Source organism: Stenotrophomonas lactitubi (genome assembly GCF_002803515.1).
Lineage (GTDB): Bacteria > Pseudomonadota > Gammaproteobacteria > Xanthomonadales > Xanthomonadaceae > Stenotrophomonas > Stenotrophomonas lactitubi.
Genome location: NZ_PHQX01000001.1, coordinates 1,315,535 through 1,331,261 on the forward strand (window position 1 = coordinate 1,315,535; position 15,727 = coordinate 1,331,261).

Annotated in this window: 25 protein-coding genes and 1 other RNA gene; 2 read left to right on the forward strand and 24 right to left on the reverse strand. The window is 63.9% G+C overall.

Annotated features, from left to right (window positions below; translation table 11 throughout):
* Positions 1-107 precede the first annotated feature (107 nt).
* Positions 108-2,114 carry an esterase/lipase family protein gene (locus CR156_RS06340; RefSeq protein ID WP_100552209.1) on the reverse strand — a complete coding sequence of 669 codons (2,007 nt, stop codon included), beginning with the start codon at positions 2,112-2,114 and terminating at the stop codon, positions 108-110.
* A gap of 140 nt (positions 2,115-2,254) precedes the next feature.
* Here CR156_RS06340 and CR156_RS06345 point away from each other — a divergent pair, with 140 nt between their 5' ends.
* Positions 2,255-2,710 (forward strand): methyltransferase family protein, encoded by a 456-nt coding sequence (locus CR156_RS06345; protein WP_100552210.1) that lies wholly within the window; start codon positions 2,255-2,257, stop codon positions 2,708-2,710.
* A gap of 34 nt (positions 2,711-2,744) precedes the next feature.
* Here CR156_RS06345 and CR156_RS06350 read toward each other — a convergent pair whose 3' ends face one another.
* Both CR156_RS06350 and ssrA read right to left on the reverse strand, forming a co-directional pair.
* Entirely contained in the window at positions 2,745-3,212 is a 468-nt protein-coding gene (locus CR156_RS06350; protein ID WP_100552211.1) for a hypothetical protein, read from the reverse strand.
* 187 nt (positions 3,213-3,399) lie between these two features.
* Positions 3,400-3,792, reverse strand: a transfer-messenger RNA (tmRNA) gene (gene ssrA / locus CR156_RS06355).
* Positions 3,793-3,991: 199 nt separating this feature from the next.
* On the opposite strand from ssrA, the gene CR156_RS06360 reads away from it, so the two are divergent.
* Positions 3,992-5,656 carry a DUF262 domain-containing protein gene (locus CR156_RS06360; RefSeq protein WP_100552212.1) on the forward strand — a complete coding sequence of 555 codons (1,665 nt, stop codon included), beginning with the start codon at positions 3,992-3,994 and terminating at the stop codon, positions 5,654-5,656.
* Positions 5,657-5,739: 83 nt separating this feature from the next.
* On the opposite strand, the gene CR156_RS06365 is transcribed toward CR156_RS06360, so the two are convergent.
* The 21 genes from CR156_RS06365 to CR156_RS06450 all read right to left on the reverse strand — a co-directional run bounded on the left by CR156_RS06365 (position 5,740) and on the right by CR156_RS06450 (position 15,726).
* Entirely contained in the window at positions 5,740-6,894 is a 1,155-nt protein-coding gene (locus CR156_RS06365; RefSeq protein ID WP_100552213.1) for a site-specific integrase, read from the reverse strand.
* On the reverse strand, positions 6,837-7,115 hold the full coding sequence (locus CR156_RS06370) for an excisionase (protein ID WP_095377434.1): 279 nt from the start codon (positions 7,113-7,115) through the stop codon (positions 6,837-6,839). The genes CR156_RS06365 and CR156_RS06370 overlap by 58 nt, the downstream gene beginning before the upstream one ends.
* Positions 7,108-7,338: a winged helix-turn-helix domain-containing protein gene (locus CR156_RS06375; protein ID WP_100552214.1), complete on the reverse strand. Its 231-nt coding sequence runs from the start codon at positions 7,336-7,338 to the stop codon at positions 7,108-7,110. Before CR156_RS06375 ends, CR156_RS06370 begins: the two co-directional genes overlap by 8 nt.
* Positions 7,331-7,600 carry a hypothetical protein gene (locus CR156_RS22890; protein WP_100552215.1) on the reverse strand — a complete coding sequence of 90 codons (270 nt, stop codon included), beginning with the start codon at positions 7,598-7,600 and terminating at the stop codon, positions 7,331-7,333. The genes CR156_RS06375 and CR156_RS22890 overlap by 8 nt, the downstream gene beginning before the upstream one ends.
* Positions 7,597-8,160, reverse strand: coding sequence for a hypothetical protein (locus CR156_RS06385; RefSeq protein WP_100552216.1), 564 nt, complete (start codon positions 8,158-8,160; stop codon positions 7,597-7,599). Before CR156_RS06385 ends, CR156_RS22890 begins: the two co-directional genes overlap by 4 nt.
* A complete protein-coding gene (locus CR156_RS22895; protein WP_165780969.1) occupies positions 8,153-8,329 on the reverse strand; it encodes a hypothetical protein in 177 nt (58 codons plus the stop codon). Before CR156_RS22895 ends, CR156_RS06385 begins: the two co-directional genes overlap by 8 nt.
* A complete protein-coding gene (locus CR156_RS06390; protein ID WP_100552217.1) occupies positions 8,322-9,062 on the reverse strand; it encodes a hypothetical protein in 741 nt (246 codons plus the stop codon). The genes CR156_RS22895 and CR156_RS06390 overlap by 8 nt, the downstream gene beginning before the upstream one ends.
* Positions 9,049-10,149, reverse strand: coding sequence for a phosphoadenosine phosphosulfate reductase domain-containing protein (locus CR156_RS06395; RefSeq protein WP_243381716.1), 1,101 nt, complete (start codon positions 10,147-10,149; stop codon positions 9,049-9,051). Before CR156_RS06395 ends, CR156_RS06390 begins: the two co-directional genes overlap by 14 nt.
* Before the next feature lie 58 nt (positions 10,150-10,207).
* The gene (locus CR156_RS06400; RefSeq protein ID WP_100552218.1) at positions 10,208-10,465 is read right to left on the reverse strand and encodes a hypothetical protein; all 258 of its coding nucleotides are present in this window, start codon (positions 10,463-10,465) and stop codon (positions 10,208-10,210) included.
* Positions 10,446-11,168: an HNH endonuclease gene (locus CR156_RS06405; RefSeq protein WP_100552219.1), complete on the reverse strand. Its 723-nt coding sequence runs from the start codon at positions 11,166-11,168 to the stop codon at positions 10,446-10,448. Before CR156_RS06405 ends, CR156_RS06400 begins: the two co-directional genes overlap by 20 nt.
* Positions 11,169-11,171: 3 nt before the next feature.
* On the reverse strand, positions 11,172-11,888 hold the full coding sequence (locus tag CR156_RS06410; RefSeq protein WP_100552220.1) for a cyclin family protein: 717 nt from the start codon (positions 11,886-11,888) through the stop codon (positions 11,172-11,174).
* Positions 11,885-12,136: a hypothetical protein gene (locus CR156_RS06415; protein ID WP_100552221.1), complete on the reverse strand. Its 252-nt coding sequence runs from the start codon at positions 12,134-12,136 to the stop codon at positions 11,885-11,887. Before CR156_RS06415 ends, CR156_RS06410 begins: the two co-directional genes overlap by 4 nt.
* Before the next feature lie 7 nt (positions 12,137-12,143).
* Positions 12,144-13,046, reverse strand: a complete 903-nt coding sequence (locus tag CR156_RS06420; protein ID WP_100552222.1) for a recombination-associated protein RdgC — start codon at positions 13,044-13,046, stop codon at positions 12,144-12,146.
* Entirely contained in the window at positions 13,046-13,204 is a 159-nt protein-coding gene (locus CR156_RS22905) for a hypothetical protein (RefSeq protein WP_154344339.1), read from the reverse strand. Before CR156_RS22905 ends, CR156_RS06420 begins: the two co-directional genes overlap by 1 nt.
* On the reverse strand, positions 13,201-13,464 hold the full coding sequence (locus CR156_RS06425) for a hypothetical protein (RefSeq protein WP_095377419.1): 264 nt from the start codon (positions 13,462-13,464) through the stop codon (positions 13,201-13,203). The genes CR156_RS22905 and CR156_RS06425 overlap by 4 nt, the downstream gene beginning before the upstream one ends.
* Positions 13,461-13,709: a hypothetical protein gene (locus CR156_RS06430; protein ID WP_133120058.1), complete on the reverse strand. Its 249-nt coding sequence runs from the start codon at positions 13,707-13,709 to the stop codon at positions 13,461-13,463. The genes CR156_RS06425 and CR156_RS06430 overlap by 4 nt, the downstream gene beginning before the upstream one ends.
* Positions 13,706-13,834: a hypothetical protein gene (locus CR156_RS23280; RefSeq protein ID WP_279324073.1), complete on the reverse strand. Its 129-nt coding sequence runs from the start codon at positions 13,832-13,834 to the stop codon at positions 13,706-13,708. Before CR156_RS23280 ends, CR156_RS06430 begins: the two co-directional genes overlap by 4 nt.
* 223 nt (positions 13,835-14,057) lie before the next feature.
* Positions 14,058-14,279, reverse strand: a complete 222-nt coding sequence (locus tag CR156_RS06435) for a hypothetical protein (protein ID WP_100552224.1) — start codon at positions 14,277-14,279, stop codon at positions 14,058-14,060.
* The gene (locus CR156_RS06440; protein WP_100552225.1) at positions 14,276-14,707 is read right to left on the reverse strand and encodes a helix-turn-helix domain-containing protein; all 432 of its coding nucleotides are present in this window, start codon (positions 14,705-14,707) and stop codon (positions 14,276-14,278) included. The genes CR156_RS06435 and CR156_RS06440 overlap by 4 nt, the downstream gene beginning before the upstream one ends.
* Positions 14,707-15,195, reverse strand: coding sequence for a hypothetical protein (locus CR156_RS06445; protein WP_100552226.1), 489 nt, complete (start codon positions 15,193-15,195; stop codon positions 14,707-14,709). Before CR156_RS06445 ends, CR156_RS06440 begins: the two co-directional genes overlap by 1 nt.
* Before the next feature lie 72 nt (positions 15,196-15,267).
* Positions 15,268-15,726, reverse strand: a complete 459-nt coding sequence (locus CR156_RS06450; RefSeq protein WP_100552227.1) for a hypothetical protein — start codon at positions 15,724-15,726, stop codon at positions 15,268-15,270.
* Position 15,727: the final 1 nt, after the last annotated feature.

Consider the following 15,727-nt stretch of genomic DNA (forward strand, 5'->3'; position numbering starts at 1 on the left):
AGACCCCAGTCCGTTCATTCAATGCGGCGTTGCCGCCATGGGGACGAACTCCACTTCCCGCACCCGAAGATGGGCAAGCGCGGGCCACGGTTGCTGGACTTCGTGCACTACTTCGCCGGCAGCGGATGCGCCTCCATGTCCTCATGCAGGATACGGCGAAGCTCGACGATGGCCGGTGTAGCTTCCTGCACGCTGTGACCGGACACGATCACCTTTTCCGAGACGGCATTGGGCAGGTGCGAGCTCCAGTACGGGACCAGTCCATCGTCGGTCTTTTCCAGCGGACCTTCAGCCTGGGTACGGGCGATGATCGAGTGGTAACGCACCTTCGGCGATATCGGCAGATCGGCCACGGCCTTGACGAAGGCATCGTCCTTGTCCAGGTTCTGGATGCTGTTCATCTGGTAGCCGTGCTTGTCATCGTTGCGCTCGACCTTGCCGTCGTTTGCCAACGTTGCGACATCCTCCAGCACGGTCAGCGGCAGGCGCACGAAGCGGCCCAGCCAGCGTCCCAGCCGCGTGCCGGCGACATCGGTGCCGCGATGCGGGGTAGCGATGAACACCACCCGTGAAACTTCCGGTTCCGGCTGGAATGTCAGCACCGGCGCGCCCTTCGTGCGCAGCAGTTCGCGCTGCGCCGGGGTCATCTGCGCGGTCGCCAACAGGGTGTCGACCAGATGATCACCAGAGGAGGACACCATCAACCGCGAAATCACCCCGCCCATGCTGTGCGCGACCACCACCATGTCGTGCGATGCGAGCGCCTGGCCGCTCGGGTCGTAGTGCTGCAGCGTGGCGTGCAGGATCCGCCGGATCTCATCGTGGCTGAGTGCGATCGGCATGTTGGTCGGGTAATAGAACTGCCAGATCTGGAAATCACCGCGGATCTCATCGTCGCGCATCAGCTCGTTGGCCACGTTGACCCACGCTTCCGGGCTGCTGGCCAGGCCATGGATCATCAGCAACACGCGGCGGTTCGGATCGTACGGCTGCATCATGAACAGATGCGGCTTTTCGATGCCACCCTTGCCACCGAACAACGAACGCAGCGATTGCCGGCTGAAGTTGGAGCGGGCCAGCCACAGCGCATAGCCCGCGGTGAAGTTCGCCGCCAGCGGTACCTGCTCGCCGTGCAGTTCCACCACCGCCACCTGGTAGGGGTCGTGGATCTCCAGTTCCGGTTCGTCGTCGTGCAGCACCTCCCACAGGTTTTTGCCCGAGAAGCGCAGCAGTACGGTCATCGACGGCGACGGCATCTCGCTCCAGTCGCGCTCGGCCGCGGGTGCGGTGCCTGCAGCGGCCGCTGCCAGCCCGGTGCTGGCCGGGTCGGCCATCACTGCCACCAGTTCGGCACCGAAGCCATCGCGGCGATGCACGCTGCGCAGGGTGCCGGTGAAGGACATCGATGCCGCCGGTACCAGTTCGATCGGTTCGCGCGTGTCCGCGGCCGCGCCATCGTCGGCAGGCGCCAGCACGAAGGTCCACCGACCCAACTGGAATCGCCCGTTGTCGTTGCGCACCTGCTTGCTCGAATAGGCCTCGAACAGCAGCACGGCGGATTCCTGCACGGCCAGGTTGTAGTAGTCGCGAACCTGGGTCTGGCGGTCTTCGAAGCCACGCTGGTTGGCGGTGCGTTCGGTGAAGAACAGATACGCATAGGACTGCCGTGCGATCTGCATCCACGCATCCAGGCGCGGTTGCAAGGTCGGGTCGGGCTGGGCAGCCGCGGCCTTGCTGCGCGCCACCGACGCTGACTCGCGCTTCGGCGCCGGCATCGTCATCGCGTACTGCACCCACAGCTCGGCCAGCGACGAGCGCTTGTCCTCCTCGCGGACGACGATGCTGGCCTCCATTGCTTCGATGCACTGCGGGCCCGGCTTGGCGCAGGCGCCTTCGTCCAGGCCTGCCACGCGCAGGGTCTCCATCGTGGCCGCGCTGAGCTTGCCACTGGTGAGGATGTCACCGCGCTTGAGTGCGATGTACTGGCCCGGCGTGACCGTGCCCACCTGCACCGATGGGCCGAACTGGCGCAGCGTCGCGCACCCGCTGAGGGTCAGCAGGGCAATGAGGACGAAGGTGGTGTGGCCGATGAAGCCGATGCCTGTTCTTGCCATGTGGACTCCCTGCGCTGGCGCCACTCTAGCGGCAGGCGTGTCAACGCGGAAGCAGGGCGCAGCTCGGTCATTGCTGGCCGATGTGCGACTCCAGCATCCGCGTGTGACACTGGTTCGGACATCCGATGCCGGGACGGCCGATGCGATTGCTGGAAACCCGTATTCCTCCACCTCTTGTAATGCTGCTGTGCGGTCTGCTCGGTCTCGGCATCAGCCGCTGGCTGCCCGCAACGGAACTGCCCACGCCATGGTGGGCTGCGGTGGCGGTGATGGCCGCGGGTCTAGTGATGAACCTGTTGCCCAAGTTGGCATTCCAGCGTGCGGGTACCACGGTCAATCCGATGCGGCCGGCGTCATCCACGGCTCTGATCACCAGAGGGGTCTATCGCTATACGCGCAACCCCATGTATCTGGGGCAAGCCGCGTTCCTGCTCGGAGGCATGCTGTATCTGCAGAACCTCCTGGCACTCGCAGTGGTGCCGTTGTTTGTCCTGTACATCACGCGCTTTCAGATCCATCCGGAAGAGCGCGTTCTTGGCGAGCGTTTCGGCGCCCAGTACAAAGCGTTCCGGCAGCAGGTCCGGCGCTGGCTGTAGCGCCGGCAGGCGCTTAAGTCGATAGCCGATCCGGTCACGAATGGATCTGGCAGGTCACCGAGGCCGAATAGCCTTCGTAGTCGTCAGCGGCGCCGACATGCAGGGTGTGCCTGGCATCAACCTTCTTGAGGTAGGAGGGCGCTTCGGTCTCGGCCTCCTCGTTGACCGTCGTCACTCCCCAGGATCGGGCCAAACGCTGGTGATCGACACCCTTCAGATACACATGCAGGCTCTTGTAGGGATTGGAAATGCTCACATCCGCGCTGGCCACGGTTCCACCGAACAGCGCCACGGGCTTGTCCTTCGGCTCGAACACGCTACCGGGGTCGCGGCTCAGGCCGGCGGCATGGAATGCCTGGTCCACCTGCGCTTCAGTGAAGTCGGAGCCGGCCTTGCAGGCCAGCAGGGCTTCCAGTGCAGCGGTGCTGGAAGCAGGAGGTGCGGCAACAGCGGCGGTCGATACGGTCACACCCAGCAGCAGGGCGAGTAGCGGCGTGTTCATGGCAGATCCTTCTTGATGTCGTGGACGACGGGAGATATGGCCCTAGTGTGGGGTAGGGCGGGGCTGCCGGCCAAGAGCATGGTGAACTGCAACAATCCCTGCCGTTGTGCTCAAAAACGGACAACAAAAAAGCCAGATCCCAATCGACGGGAGATCTGGCTTTTCGTGCCCCGAAGGGCGGTACAAATGGTGGAGGTGGGCGGAATTGAACCGCCGTCCGAAGGCACTCCATCCCCAGCACTACATGCTTAGCTCACCGTTGAATCTCATCCCGGGACAGCACGGCGTGCAAAGCGCATCCAAGGACCAGCCTGTTGTGTTCTTGTGCCGGACTGACAGGCAGCCGCCCAGCGCGATTCCATGATAATGACTCTACGCTGCGAGCATGGACACAAGCAGTTTCGAGGCTCCGCCTAAGTCGGCAGAAGGTCACGCACCGCAGTTTTTAGGCTGCGAGGGCGACCGGAGCGTAGTTGTCGTCGTTGGCAACTAGAGTTTTGCAGCTGGATTTACGAGGAAAGCTACCCCCTCGGCATGCGCCAGGCGACTTCACAACCCCCGTCGAAACCAATGCACCCCCGGTTTCTTCAAGTATTGCAAGGCTTTCAGGCCCTTGGTTGACCAAATGTTGACCAAGAACCCGCCTAACGGTCCGGATTCTACTCGAAATTTGCTGAACAGTCATCCTTCCTGCACTATTCGTTCAGCAAGCGGCGAAAGGCCACTCTCGCACTGGCCGCGCTGTGCGTGCATGGATCGCAACCTGAAAAGGGGGGGGTATGTCTCAAGTGCAGGAAATTAGCATCCAGCTGGATGGGATCAGCAACGTTTTAAAGACACGTCGATTTCACGTTCCGGCCTACCAGCGATCCTATGCTTGGGAAGCTGAGCATGTGGGCGCCTTGCTGTCGGACATCGGGGATGCGATCAAGAACAGCGAGAAGGAGTACTTCCTGGGCTCGGTGGTCATCACAGGGCCAGTTGATCGTCGCTTCGACGTCGTTGACGGTCAGCAGAGACTGACCACAGTCAGTCTGCTAATCGCGACGATTCGAAACAAGTTTGTCTCCGAAGGAGATCTGGAGGCGGGGACTTCCATTAGGAATGACTTCCTGGCGAGCGTTGATCGCAAAACGAAAGAGCGCGAGCCGAAGCTCACGCTAAACGAAGTGGACAACGAGCTCTATCAAGAGTTGATTGAAGGGCAAGGACTGATCGATGAGGCTAGGTATCCCCGCCAGTCTCACAAGAGGTTGCTGTCCGCGTCCGCTGTCATGCGAGACTTCATCGATAACCTTTACGCGCTCTCGCATGAGCCGGACGATGAGCTACATGAGTGGCTGGACTACTTGGAGTCAAATCTCAAGGTGATTCTGGTAATTGCTCCGGATGACAGCAACGCGTTTGTTATTTTTGAGACTCTCAATGACCGTGGTCTGGAGCTCGCGATTTCTGACCTTCTGAAGAACTACCTGTTTCATAGGTCGGCCGATAAGATTGAAGAGTCCAAGAATCGATGGTTGACGATGGTGACGATCTTGGAGAGCGTCTCTGACGACCCCTTGGTGGTTACATATCTTCGACACTTCGCGATGTCGCGGTATGGCCTTGTCAGAGAGAAAGAGCTGTTCGGGCTAATCAAGCGAAAGGTGACGACCAAGAAGGCCGCTCTCCAGTTTGCATCCGATTTGAGCATGACCGCGCGCACGTATGCTGCCTTGATCAATACCGAGCACGAGCTTTGGCTTAAGTACGACTCAGGAATCAGAGATGCAGTCGCTACGTTCAACCTGCTTGGTATGGTCCAAGTTCGTCCGCTCTTGCTCGCGATCGTTGACAAGTTCTCAGTGTCCGCCGCAGCTAGAGCTTTCAAAACCTTGGTGGCTGTCGCCGTGCGCTTCCAGATAGTCGGAGGTGCAGGTGGCGGTACGTTGGAGAGGATCTATGCGGATGCGGCCAAGGGTGTGACGGAAGGGCGGCTGAAAAACATTGATGAGATTCTCAAGGAATTCTCTGTTTTGCCGAATGATTCCTCGTTCATGTCAGCATTCGCCGTCGCAACGATCTCCAAGCAGTCGCTGGCGCGCTACTACCTTCGGATGCTTGAGGGTGCATCTAATTCAGAGCTGGTCCCAAATCCTGATGTTACGAAAGTGAACCTTGAACACGTTCTTCCTCAGACTCCTGCAGATAAGTGGTCTGGCTGGAGTCAGGAGGATGCGCGTGCATACGTAAAACGGCTCGGGAATCTTGCAATTGTCTCGCAGAAGATTAATAGCACCATAGGAAACGAGGGGTTCGACAAGAAGCGTAAAGAGCTCGAAAAGTCGAGCTTTGCTTTCACCAAGATGATCTCAAACTACTCGCAGTGGACTCCAAAAGACGTGGAAGACCGGCAGTTTAAGATGGCGGAGGCCGCTGTGAAGGTGTGGTCCATCAAGTAACAGGGGATCGCATGGCACGCCCTCACGGGCGTGCCAGCGGCTAACCGGTAAGGCGGGCGCTTCATCCATATTGCTATGCAGCTCTAGGCGGCGACCCACAACGCAGCAGCCTTGGCGCCGGCATCGGGCACTATTGACGGGATCCACCGGCCGTACTTCTTGGCGGTGATCGTCCAGTCCCGGTGCCCCATCTGCCGCGCCACCCACATCACGTTCTCACCGGCGCTGAGCGCCTGGGAGGCGAAGGTGTGGCGCATCTGATACGGGTACCGATACCGCACCCCTGCCTTGCGCAGCGCGCGCTGCCATTCGCCGGCGCGGATGCTCTGATCCGACCCCCACCGCGAGTTGGTCCTGGGATCGTGGAAGACGAACTCGCCGGCGGTGGCGGTGTGGGCCCGCTGAGCCTTCAGGGCATCGATCGCCGGCTGCAGCAGCTGCACCTCGCGCACGCCGGACTCGGTCTTGGGGGCTTTCATCTTGCCCATGACCCATGCGCGCCGGATCTTGACGGTGCCCTTGCGCCAATCGATGTCCGACCAGCAGAGACCAATCATTTCCGAGGTCCGCAGGCCCGTGGCGAAGTTGAACTGGCAGTAATTGCGGACCTGGTCCTCGCGGCAGGCGGCAAGGATCGCCTGGACTTCCTCCGGTGTGAAGGGATCGACCTCTTCCCGCGCGTTGGCCTTGGCACGCCGCTTCACCCTGAAGCCGTCCAGAGGGTTGCTCGGGATCAAGTCATCGGCCACGGCCTCATCGAGGGCACCGCGGAGCGGGCCCAGGACGTTGTTGATGCGCTTGGCCGAGGTCGACTCGTCGAATGTGGCCACCAGTTCCTTCAGCGCGATACGATCGAAGTCACGCAGCGCGATCGTTCCGCATCGCGGCACCAGGATGTTGTCGACGATGCGGCGGTACCCAATCAGGCTGCTGTGCTCGAGCTCAGGCTCCTTCTGTGCCAGCCACCGTGTCAGCACCTGCTCCAAGGTATCCAGAGCCGCCGGCTTCGCCGCCACCTGCACCGCGCGCTTGCTGCCGGGGAAGTGGGCGGCATAGTCGAACGTGCCCTTCTCGATCTCGACCTTGATCTGACCCAGCAGGTTCTCGCAGTACCGAAGGTTCCGTGCGGTCGGAGGGAGTTTGATCCGCTCACGGCACCGCTTGCCCCGGTAGTAGAAGTCTATTGCGATGCTGCTCTGTGTAGCTGGCCTGACGCCGCCTTGCCGTGCATTACCCACTCTTCGTACCCCTCCAGGTCGATCAGGTTTCTTCCATCTGGCGCCTTGAAGAACACGGCGCCCTCCAGCCAATCGCCACGCTTGATCTTCGAGTTGATGGCATCGACCGTGTAGCCGGTCAGTGCCTCGAACTGCTTCAGCGTGACGAATCGGACCGGCCGCAGGTTCGCGGGGGATCCGGTCCTCGACAATCCTCGTGACGAGGGTCCGTGGTTACTCATGGGGCGACACCTGCAGGCTCCAGAGGACCGATGGGCGCTCGTCAGGGCCATGGAAGGGCGCGCGCTGCACCCGGCCGGTCTTGGCCAGCTGGTGCAGGTAGCTGCTGACGCGGTTCGAAGGCAGCTGCAGTTCGGCGGCGAGCTCGCCGGCCAGGCCCGGCCCCTCCTGCAGCAGCTGCAGAATCCGGGTGGCAGTGCCATCGGCAATGCCTGCATCAGCCATGGTGTGCCTCAGCTGCTGCCAGATGGCCCGGGCAACCGGTGCCGGTGTAGTCGAAGCCCTCACAGGGAGCGAGCGGGATGACCCTGCGGCCATTGGCCAGGTGGTCGGTCAGCACCCGGCGAGCTTCGGCTGCAGTTACCGGCTCACCGGGGGGATTCCGCTGGAAGAGCCCGTCCAGATCCTGATCGGTCATGTTCGACAGTGCGCCGGCGACGTCCAGGTGCACGTGGTAGTGCACGGGGAGGCGGTCAGAAGTACTCATGCGGTGGGCTCCTGGTCTTCGGTGTTGCGCTCGGCAGCATTCAAGGCGGCGCGCCGCTGGGCGAAGCCGCGGCAGGCGCTGATGGTGTTGCCGTGCTCGTCGACGGCTTCGTGGCAGAAGAAGGGGCACTCACCCGGGGTGGAGCAGTAGTCGGCGTCTTCCGTGGTCGGGAGGCACTGGTTGGCCACGGTGCCGGCGCGGAACGCACAGCCGCCGCAGAGCGGGCCAGGGTCGATGCCGGCGGCCAGCACGATGCCGTTGAGGGCACCCAAGATGCAGGGCATGTTGACGCGCTCGGCCTCGTGCGGCCACACGTGGCCGTGCAGCACCAGCAGATCCTTGGCCTGCTCGCTGGCGTTGAAGGCGACCTGGTTGGCCAGGCCAATGAACTCGCCGAACAGATCGATCATGGCGACGTTGCCGATCTGCTCGGCTAAACGCCGGAGCGCCGGCCGGCGCAGATCCATTGGAACCGCCGCGATCGTGCGCAGCTCCTTGGCCAGGTCAGGATGGATGTTATGGTCGGCGGCGGCGCCGGCGTGCGTTGCGGTGTCAGCCATTGGGCTTCTCCTTCGCAATGGCGATCATGTGCGTGGATCCCATGATCTGAACGCTCTTGACGTACCGATCGCCGGCGCAGACCACCGCATAGTCGTTCATGAGGATCCGCTTCTGCAGGACTTCACCCGTACTGGGGTTGGTGACGGTCACCTTGATTGGCTCAGCCATGCTCGGCCTCCGCCAGCGGCGCAGGCGCGGCAATGTCGCAGGGCAGGCCCGTCGGCTCGGCAGCGTCGGCGGCATCGTCGTATGCCCGGACCGCTCCGGCGATCGCGTACAGGCGCCAGAGGAAGTGGAACGTGTACTGCTGCAGGGACGATGCGTATTCCCAGGCGTCGGTGATCCGGAAGTCGCTGTAGTCCGGGTCGGTTGGCTCGAAGTCCGACATGGCCCTGATCGCGTTTCTCAGGGCATCGTGATCTTCCGAGTCGCTCAGCACTTCGCGCTCAAGCTCCTGCCACAGCCGGGCCACCCATTCCGGGGTCGACTCGTCCGGATCCGCCAGATCGTCTGGGTCCACGCGTTCCTCGACGTATTCCTTGAACAGGCGCGTCACCAGGTCACGGAAGAGGCGCGCGCTGAACTCCTTCTTCTCGCCGTCGTTGGCCACGCACTTCTCGGCCCAGTAGCCATCGTTCACGAACAGGCCGCCGGCCTTTTCGTGCTCCGCGGGCTTGGCACGGAAGTACTCGAACATGTCGCGCAGGCGGTTGAAGACTGCGGTGCCCATGTCGCCGGAGATCGCCAGGTGCCCGGGCCAGGTCACGATGTCGAAGCCGTAGCAGTAGGTGCCAGGGCGCCGGAACTGCAGGTGGCGGTGCACGCCGTCATTGACCACAACGCGCAGCTCGTGCGTGGCCGTATCAGCGAGAAAGCGGGGGAGGACGTCACTGCGGTTCATGGGTATCTCCGGACTTTGCGGGTGAGGGCTGGGCAGCCTTCAGGGCGGTTTGCCAGGCAGGCACTGGGCTGTCATCGGCGTCGAGCAGCTGCAACAAGCCCGGGCGGTGCCCCGCGACGATGCGGCCGCCGGCGTGCATCACCTGCAGAACCTGCGACTTCTTGGTGAGCGGCGGCCGATGGGCTTGGGCCTGTTCCATGGTTGCCTCCGTTTCGCAGAGGCCAAGGTCGGACGAACAGCCGCCTCCGCCCTGCTGTTGAAAGAAGATGTCGTACTGCCTTCCACCCCGGCTGGTGCGGCTCCACTCCACGAGGGTGTCGATCCGCGAATAGGTGCCAGGGCGATCCACGTCGGTTGGATCTGTCACCGCTGGGAAAAAGGTGGCACTGCCCCGCTTGTTGGCCGCGGCGACCACGGCCTCCCAGTCGCGGATCCTGTCGATGTGGTGAGGGAAGAGGTCAGCGATGTTGCGGAGCTCCGATTTCCGGCAGTTGATGCAAGGCATGCAGCCGACGCGCCCCATCCCGAGGGCATAGAGTGGGTTGGGCTCGATGCCATGCCGGCGGTGCTGGTCCCACACCTGCTGGACAGTCCAGTCGAAGATCGGACGCCACACGTGACAGCCGGACTCATGGCGATTGAAGCGGGGTTGCTTGGCGCGGTGGGCTGATTCCTCAGCGCGAATCCCGAGCCATTGCAGAACTGGCCCAGCCTTCAGCATGGGACCGACTACCTGTGTCGTAATCGGAAGGGTCTTCAGTTCCTCGGTGCAGAACTGGGCCATGCGGGACGGGAATCGGCCTTTGCTGATGCACAGATCGAGAAACGGATTGCCGGTAGGCTCGTGTAGCGCCGCAGCCTGGCGCACCACGTCGCCGGGGATTCCTTGCGTTGGCCATTTCTCCAGGATGTATTCGCGGTGCTGGGCTAGCTGTCGTGTGAAGTCAGCACGGACGGTTTCGACTTCCGGGCCCCCCGTCTTGTGAGCCAGCTCTGCCACGTAGTCGTAGACGCGCTGGTCTTCGTTGCCGGTGTCGGCAAACACGGCGCGGAACGGCCTGCCCAGCTCCAAGGCACGCAGATACACGGCGGTGCTGTCCTTTCCGCCGGATACGTTCACCAAGTGCTGTATGCCCGCCATGCCGTCAGCGCCTCGGGCCTGCGGGCAGCGTGGGCAGCTGTTGGGGCTCGGCCACCGCTGCGGTCAGATTTCCGGTTTCATGGGCCAACCGGATTGCGTCGAGCTCGACCTTTACCGCGCCGATGTAGGTGGTGGCCACGATGGTTGTAGCCTTGGCGCGCTCGATGACCTGTCCCATCTGCTCGGCGCTCAGGTCGTCATCGCCCAGGCGTTCGAGCATGGCAACCAGGTGGTCGCGGACATCACTGACCTTGTTCTTCATCATCTTGCTCCTTGATTCGCCTCCTGACTCGGCGGGTGATTCGCGCCTTCAGGTGGACAAGTTCTTTCAGTTCCGGCGGGAACCGGTTGTGGTAGCTGTTGCGCCGCATGTTCTCGGCGAGGGTTACGGTCTCGAGGCGATCAGCAGTGATCTCTGCGGCGACCAGCGTCTTCAGGCCCGGCCGGAACACCACGATGTGTCCCTCCGGTACCGGGCCGTTCGCTGCCTGCCAGACCATCACGTGCACTGGGCGCCAGCGATTGACCGGGAACAGGGCTGGGTCGTCTGTGACCTTGCGCATCAGCACCTTCCGTTTCGGATCGACCTTCTCGGTCCCGATCGGCACGTAGTTGCGCGCCTCGCTGGCTGGCCGACCCTTCTTGAATTGGGTGTCGCGCATGCGGCCTGCGTACCAGCCAGGACGGCGCAGCCCCTTGTTCGGCGGGGTGCTGCCGGGCTTGATTCGCGAAGCGATCGATCCCGGTTCCTGCGTACCGTTCCAGAGCGCGGCCAGCGGCTGGGTGTGGAAGTCCTCGGCCTTCTGCAGCCCCAGCGCTGCGGCGCGTCGATACACCGCTGCCTTGGGCCTCTCCAGGACGTGCGCGATCAGGAAGGCGGGGAACCGCGGCCAGTTCAGCCGCAGGGTCTCGTCCTCGTCCGCCGTCCAGCGCCGGCGCGCGTTGGGGTGTGACGTGCGCGCCATGGGTCACGGGTTCCACCCGGAACGCCCTGAAACGTGGGTCTGCTGCCGCGCGCGCTGCCGAACGGCTTCCTTCCGGAAGTACGCGCGGTGCTCGATCTTGTGGCCGCGGATGCGGAAGCCCCAGCTGCAGGCGCGCGGCGGCAGGGTCAGCACCAGCGTCCAGGTGCCTTCAGCCTGCAGGTCCTCGGCCAGCGCGATGCGATGCCAGCCCTCAGCACGGCGGAACAACAGCTGGCCAGCGCCGTACCAGGTCGACGAATACGGTTCCTCGGCGATCGCGGACGGCACCGCGTCAGGTACTGCCGGCAGCGGCCCGTCGTAGGGCCGGTGCTCGAAGTATCCGCCGCGCAGGATCAGGCTGAAGAACGACCAGGGGTGATCATGGAAGACGCCGCCGTGGTCACTGCTGCGGATGTGGTGCAGGCGCAAGGCCAACCAGGGCCGGGGCTGGCCACGGTCGTCGACGCCGGCGCGGCAGATGCGCAGCAGCCAGAAGCGATCCATGTACGGCGTGCCGTCGGCGTTGACCAGGTGGAAGTAGGGCGTGCGGGCGCCGCGTCGAATCAGTGCGGTGGCAAGGCGGTCCAGCACGCGGCGGCCCATCGTGCGCGGCGGCGCCTGCAGATCCAGGTAACTACCGCAGCGGCCGCACGACTCCATATCCGGCCAGTCGCGCGCGCAGCCGAACAGGGCACACAGGAAGGCGCGAACGCGGTTCATGAGTGATCCCCCGTGTATGTGGGGATCAGGCCATTGGCCGCAGTCAGCGAGCCGGCCTGGATCTGGCGTACGCGGCGCGCGCGCTCGGCGTGGCCACCACCGGCCGGCGCCCAGGTTGTGCGGTGGCGTGGCGCAATGCGGCGCAGGTGCCTTGCCAGTTCCGGGCTGGCCACGCGTGCCTGAGCCAGCGCATGAGCCAGCAACATGTTGAGAGGGAAACGGCCGGTGATCAGGGAAGTCGGGTGCATGGCAACCTCATGCGTAGGTGGTGAGGCGGAACTGCTCGCGGATCAGGTCGTACAGCCGGCCGACCTCGGCGATCTGCAGAGCGAAGCGGGCGTCGAGCTCGGCGCGCCGGCCTTCTTCGTCCCCGTGCTGCAGCTGCTCGACGGCGCCGTCCAGGAAGCGGAGCTTTCGAACGATCAGGTCGTCGCCGAGGACGAAGGACAGGTGGTCCTCCAGCACCAGGGCGAGCTTGGTGACCTGCTTGCCCGTCTCCAGGTGCAGGTCGACCTCGTCGCATCGCAGTTCGTGGTGCTGGCAGCGAACGATTGCGCCGCCTTCGACCGGGTCGCGCAGTTCGCATTCCTCGCCCAGGGTCAGGCCATCCGGAAGGGGCTCACCGGCAACCCAACTGGTCAGGATCGCCCTCGGCGACACCTCTGCGTTCAAGGGCAGGGCAGGGAAGCTGCCGACCACGTTGCGCAGTTGGCTGATGGCGTTCTCGCCCGTCCTGCGGCTGCTGGTGTCGACGAGCACAACGCCACGCTGGTGGTCCAGATAGAGGTCGGTGCGAGTGGGGCGAACGAAGGCGCGGGGCAGCAGCTCGTGCAGCAGGTCGTCCTTGATGCGTTTCCGCTCGCGACCGCCGGGACGGCGTCCCTCCTGTTCCTCGATGTCCTGCAGCTTGAGCTCGAGCAGGTTGTTCACCACCGCGGGCGGCAGGATCTTCTCTTCGGTGCCGATGGTCATCCACATGCAGCGGCCGATCTCGTGCGACAGCTGCTCCTTCTCTTCGCGGCCGAACGGCGAAATGAAGCCGGCCGAGCACATTTCCAGCGGACCAACCGGTTTCAGCGCGCGCGCCTGCAGGCCGTCCTGCCAGTCGAACATCTGCAGCTGCGGATAGGTGAACATCGTGAGGTTGCGGAAGAACATCAGGTGTCTCCGGTCTGTTCAGAAGTGACGCTGCTGCCTTCGGGCAGCTCGGAAAGCCCCAGGGTGTAGAGCGCGTCGTCGATCGCGGCCTGTTCGGCTTCTGCGATGACGCTGTGCGGTCCAGCCACGCCCGGGATGTGGACGTGGAAGAGCCTCATGGTTGGCAGGCCTCGGCGATGCGCTTGAACTTCCTTGCCCAGGTGGCCAGGTCCGGCTTCAACCCCGCGCCCCAGGCGATCTTGAAGATCGAGCCGAAGCGGATCCGCAGCGCGCGCCACTGGTCCGGCGGCGCGACGCACACCGCGCGCTGGTAGCGCTGCACGCGCGCTGCAGGGGTGATCGCCGGCGGCATGCGGTCCAGGTCGTGCTGCACAATGGCGTCGACGCCATGGCCAAGCAGGTGCAGGTCGGCGGTCATGACATGGCCCTCCCGTGCACCATCCAGAACAGGTCGGCCAGTGCCGGCGGCACGGTGGACATCGCGCGCAGCTCGTTGAACGCGGCTTCGATGATCTGCTCGAACGTGCGGCCATCTGGCGCGCGCGCGGCTTCGCCTTCGACCTTCAGGAGGCCGGCGAGGTAATCCTTGCTGGCGGAGCCTAGATTGCCAATCAGGTCATCGAGGTCGATCTCTGCATCGACGGTCATGGTTACCGAGCTCATGACAGCACCGCCCGAGATCCAAGGGTTGCCAACACGCCCAGCACGAAGCCGGCGGCGGTGCCGATGGCCAGCACGCGCCGGAACAGCGCACCGGTGGCCTCGGCGATCATCTCTTCCGTCTTCATGCTGCACCTCCGGTGTGTGGGAGGCAGACGGGGACGGGGGCCTCCAGAAACGCTGCGCAATCCGGACAGCTGTAGACCGGCGCACCGCCTGAATCGAGGTCGAGACCGATGACCCAACCAGCTTGTCCAGCCTTGCTCACGCAGAGACTGCTGTTCGCCGCCCCTGGGCTCTGTTCACCGCAGTTGAAGCAGTCGAGGCTGCAGTCCTGGTCCTGAAGCGCGCTCACGCGGCACCGCCTTTGACGCGGGCGAGGGCGGCGCGGAGGTCAGACAGATCGCCGGTGCCAGCACAGCATCGGCGCGCTTCGTCCATCAGCTCGTTGATGGCTGCACCGGCCTCCTGCAGAGCATCGGCGTAACGACGAGTGTCTGCACCGTCGTCAGCGGCGCCGTGCAGCGCGCTGACTGCGTGGCGGATTGCCGCGATGTTGGAGGGGGCGCTCATGCGACACCGCCTTGGGGCATCACGAAGCGGTAGCCGCGCAGGCGGATGGTCTCGATGGCGTGCTTATGGCCAGCGGCAGCGAGCTTGCGGCGCAGGCGCGACACCAGCACCTGCAAGACGTTGGACTCCCGCGACGGCGGCTTGCTGCCCGGGTACATCGCGGCATGCAGCGCGTCGACTTCCACCAGGCAATCCGGGGCCGCGACCAGGACCTGCATCACCACGGCCTCGGTGCGGCTGAGCTTGATGCTGCTGCCGGCGATCAGCAGGCGCTGGCGCACGACGACGGCCATGGCGCTTTCGGCGCCCGGGCCAGCGGCCGCCGCGCAGCTGCTGCACAGGTCGGCGTCCACCCAGGAGCAACCACCGGGGCAGGCCCGCAGGTCGGTGCAGCCGCAGTCGCGGCAGCGACGTTCGGTGGCGGCCATCAGTGCACCTCCACGAAAGCCAGGTCATAGATGACGCACCGCGCCCGGGCCACCACAGGGAAGGTGGCTTCCGTCGACAGGGGGACGACGGTATTGGCCCGGGCGCAGGCGTCAGGGGAAACGGAATAGCTGCCGCTGGCCACGGCGTCGACGGCGTCGAGCGCAAGCTGCCAGCGGTAAGAGGAGAAGTCCTTGGCCAGCGCCGCAGAGACGCCGGCGGCGCAGTCCGGCACGCGGCCGGTCTCGTTGAAGCCGTTGAGCACTGCCTGAGCGATCGTGGCCCGCAGGCCCCAGTCGTTCTCGTTGGCCAGGGTGTAGACCTCCAGCGCCGCGCAGATGCGCGGGCTGGTGATCACCAGCGCAGCTGGTGCCCGGACGGTCTGGCCGGGTTCGTCTGTGGAAGGGGACGATGGGGAGAAGAACGCGCCAAGGCCGGTGGCTCCGAGAGCCCCCAGTGCCAGGTACAGCGACGAAGACAGTGCAGACATGTGCTCAACCATCCGTGCTTGGGATGTTGAGCAAAGTATTGCGCAAAAATTAACGTGTCAAGCAAAAGTTTGCTACAGATATAGTTTAAGAACTATCTTGCCCGCCTGGCGGCCTGCGCGGCCCAACAGGGCATAGAGAATCCAGCCGGTGCTGACCGCTTCCGGCGTGAAGCCCGCCACGCGCTCCAAGGCGTCGAATGGCAGGGGCCAAGTCAGCGCTTGGTTGCCGGCCTCACGGGCCAGTGCACTCTCCCAAACGCTGAGATCCGCGTGGCGAATGACATCGACGGTTGGCACGGAGAATGCGGGTGCAGGGCCTCGGTCCACCGTGAACTGAGCGAAATCGTCAGTGCCGATCCACCATTCCCGTCGGTCGTAGATCACCGAACCGTGCTGGTGCCGGGCGCGTCGAAAGGCTTGCTCGACACCGGCGCGCATTGCTTCCGTTGTTCGCTCGCCCCCGAACAGGAACTGGACCAGGCTCTCGACGAGCTCACCGGCTTCCGTATCAGTGTTGGGGGTGAAGGCCAAT

Excerpts from the sequence above, each read along its gene's own strand:
- CR156_RS06340 (WP_100552209.1), bottom strand. The coding sequence starts at position 2,114 with ATGGCAAGAACAGGCATCGGCTTCATCGGCCACACCACCTTCGTCCTC.
- CR156_RS06345 (WP_100552210.1), top strand. The coding sequence starts at position 2,255 with ATGCGATTGCTGGAAACCCGTATTCCTCCACCTCTTGTAATGCTGCTG.
- CR156_RS06350 (WP_100552211.1), bottom strand. The coding sequence starts at position 3,212 with ATGAACACGCCGCTACTCGCCCTGCTGCTGGGTGTGACCGTATCGACC.
- CR156_RS06360 (WP_100552212.1), top strand. The coding sequence starts at position 3,992 with ATGTCTCAAGTGCAGGAAATTAGCATCCAGCTGGATGGGATCAGCAAC.
- CR156_RS06370 (WP_095377434.1), bottom strand. The coding sequence starts at position 7,115 with ATGAGTAACCACGGACCCTCGTCACGAGGATTGTCGAGGACCGGATCC.
- CR156_RS06375 (WP_100552214.1), bottom strand. The coding sequence starts at position 7,338 with ATGGCTGATGCAGGCATTGCCGATGGCACTGCCACCCGGATTCTGCAG.
- CR156_RS22890 (WP_100552215.1), bottom strand. The coding sequence starts at position 7,600 with ATGAGTACTTCTGACCGCCTCCCCGTGCACTACCACGTGCACCTGGAC.
- CR156_RS06385 (WP_100552216.1), bottom strand. The coding sequence starts at position 8,160 with ATGGCTGACACCGCAACGCACGCCGGCGCCGCCGCCGACCATAACATC.
- CR156_RS22895 (WP_165780969.1), bottom strand. The coding sequence starts at position 8,329 with ATGGCTGAGCCAATCAAGGTGACCGTCACCAACCCCAGTACGGGTGAA.
- CR156_RS06390 (WP_100552217.1), bottom strand. The coding sequence starts at position 9,062 with ATGAACCGCAGTGACGTCCTCCCCCGCTTTCTCGCTGATACGGCCACG.
- CR156_RS06400 (WP_100552218.1), bottom strand. The coding sequence starts at position 10,465 with ATGAAGAACAAGGTCAGTGATGTCCGCGACCACCTGGTTGCCATGCTC.
- CR156_RS06405 (WP_100552219.1), bottom strand. The coding sequence starts at position 11,168 with ATGGCGCGCACGTCACACCCCAACGCGCGCCGGCGCTGGACGGCGGAC.
- CR156_RS06410 (WP_100552220.1), bottom strand. The coding sequence starts at position 11,888 with ATGAACCGCGTTCGCGCCTTCCTGTGTGCCCTGTTCGGCTGCGCGCGC.
- CR156_RS06415 (WP_100552221.1), bottom strand. The coding sequence starts at position 12,136 with ATGCACCCGACTTCCCTGATCACCGGCCGTTTCCCTCTCAACATGTTG.
- CR156_RS06420 (WP_100552222.1), bottom strand. The coding sequence starts at position 13,046 with ATGTTCTTCCGCAACCTCACGATGTTCACCTATCCGCAGCTGCAGATG.
- CR156_RS22905 (WP_154344339.1), bottom strand. The coding sequence starts at position 13,204 with ATGAGGCTCTTCCACGTCCACATCCCGGGCGTGGCTGGACCGCACAGC.
- CR156_RS06425 (WP_095377419.1), bottom strand. The coding sequence starts at position 13,464 with ATGACCGCCGACCTGCACCTGCTTGGCCATGGCGTCGACGCCATTGTG.
- CR156_RS06430 (WP_133120058.1), bottom strand. The coding sequence starts at position 13,709 with ATGAGCTCGGTAACCATGACCGTCGATGCAGAGATCGACCTCGATGAC.
- CR156_RS23280 (WP_279324073.1), bottom strand. The coding sequence starts at position 13,834 with ATGAAGACGGAAGAGATGATCGCCGAGGCCACCGGTGCGCTGTTCCGG.
- CR156_RS06435 (WP_100552224.1), bottom strand. The coding sequence starts at position 14,279 with ATGAGCGCCCCCTCCAACATCGCGGCAATCCGCCACGCAGTCAGCGCG.
- CR156_RS06440 (WP_100552225.1), bottom strand. The coding sequence starts at position 14,707 with ATGGCCGCCACCGAACGTCGCTGCCGCGACTGCGGCTGCACCGACCTG.
- CR156_RS06445 (WP_100552226.1), bottom strand. The coding sequence starts at position 15,195 with ATGTCTGCACTGTCTTCGTCGCTGTACCTGGCACTGGGGGCTCTCGGA.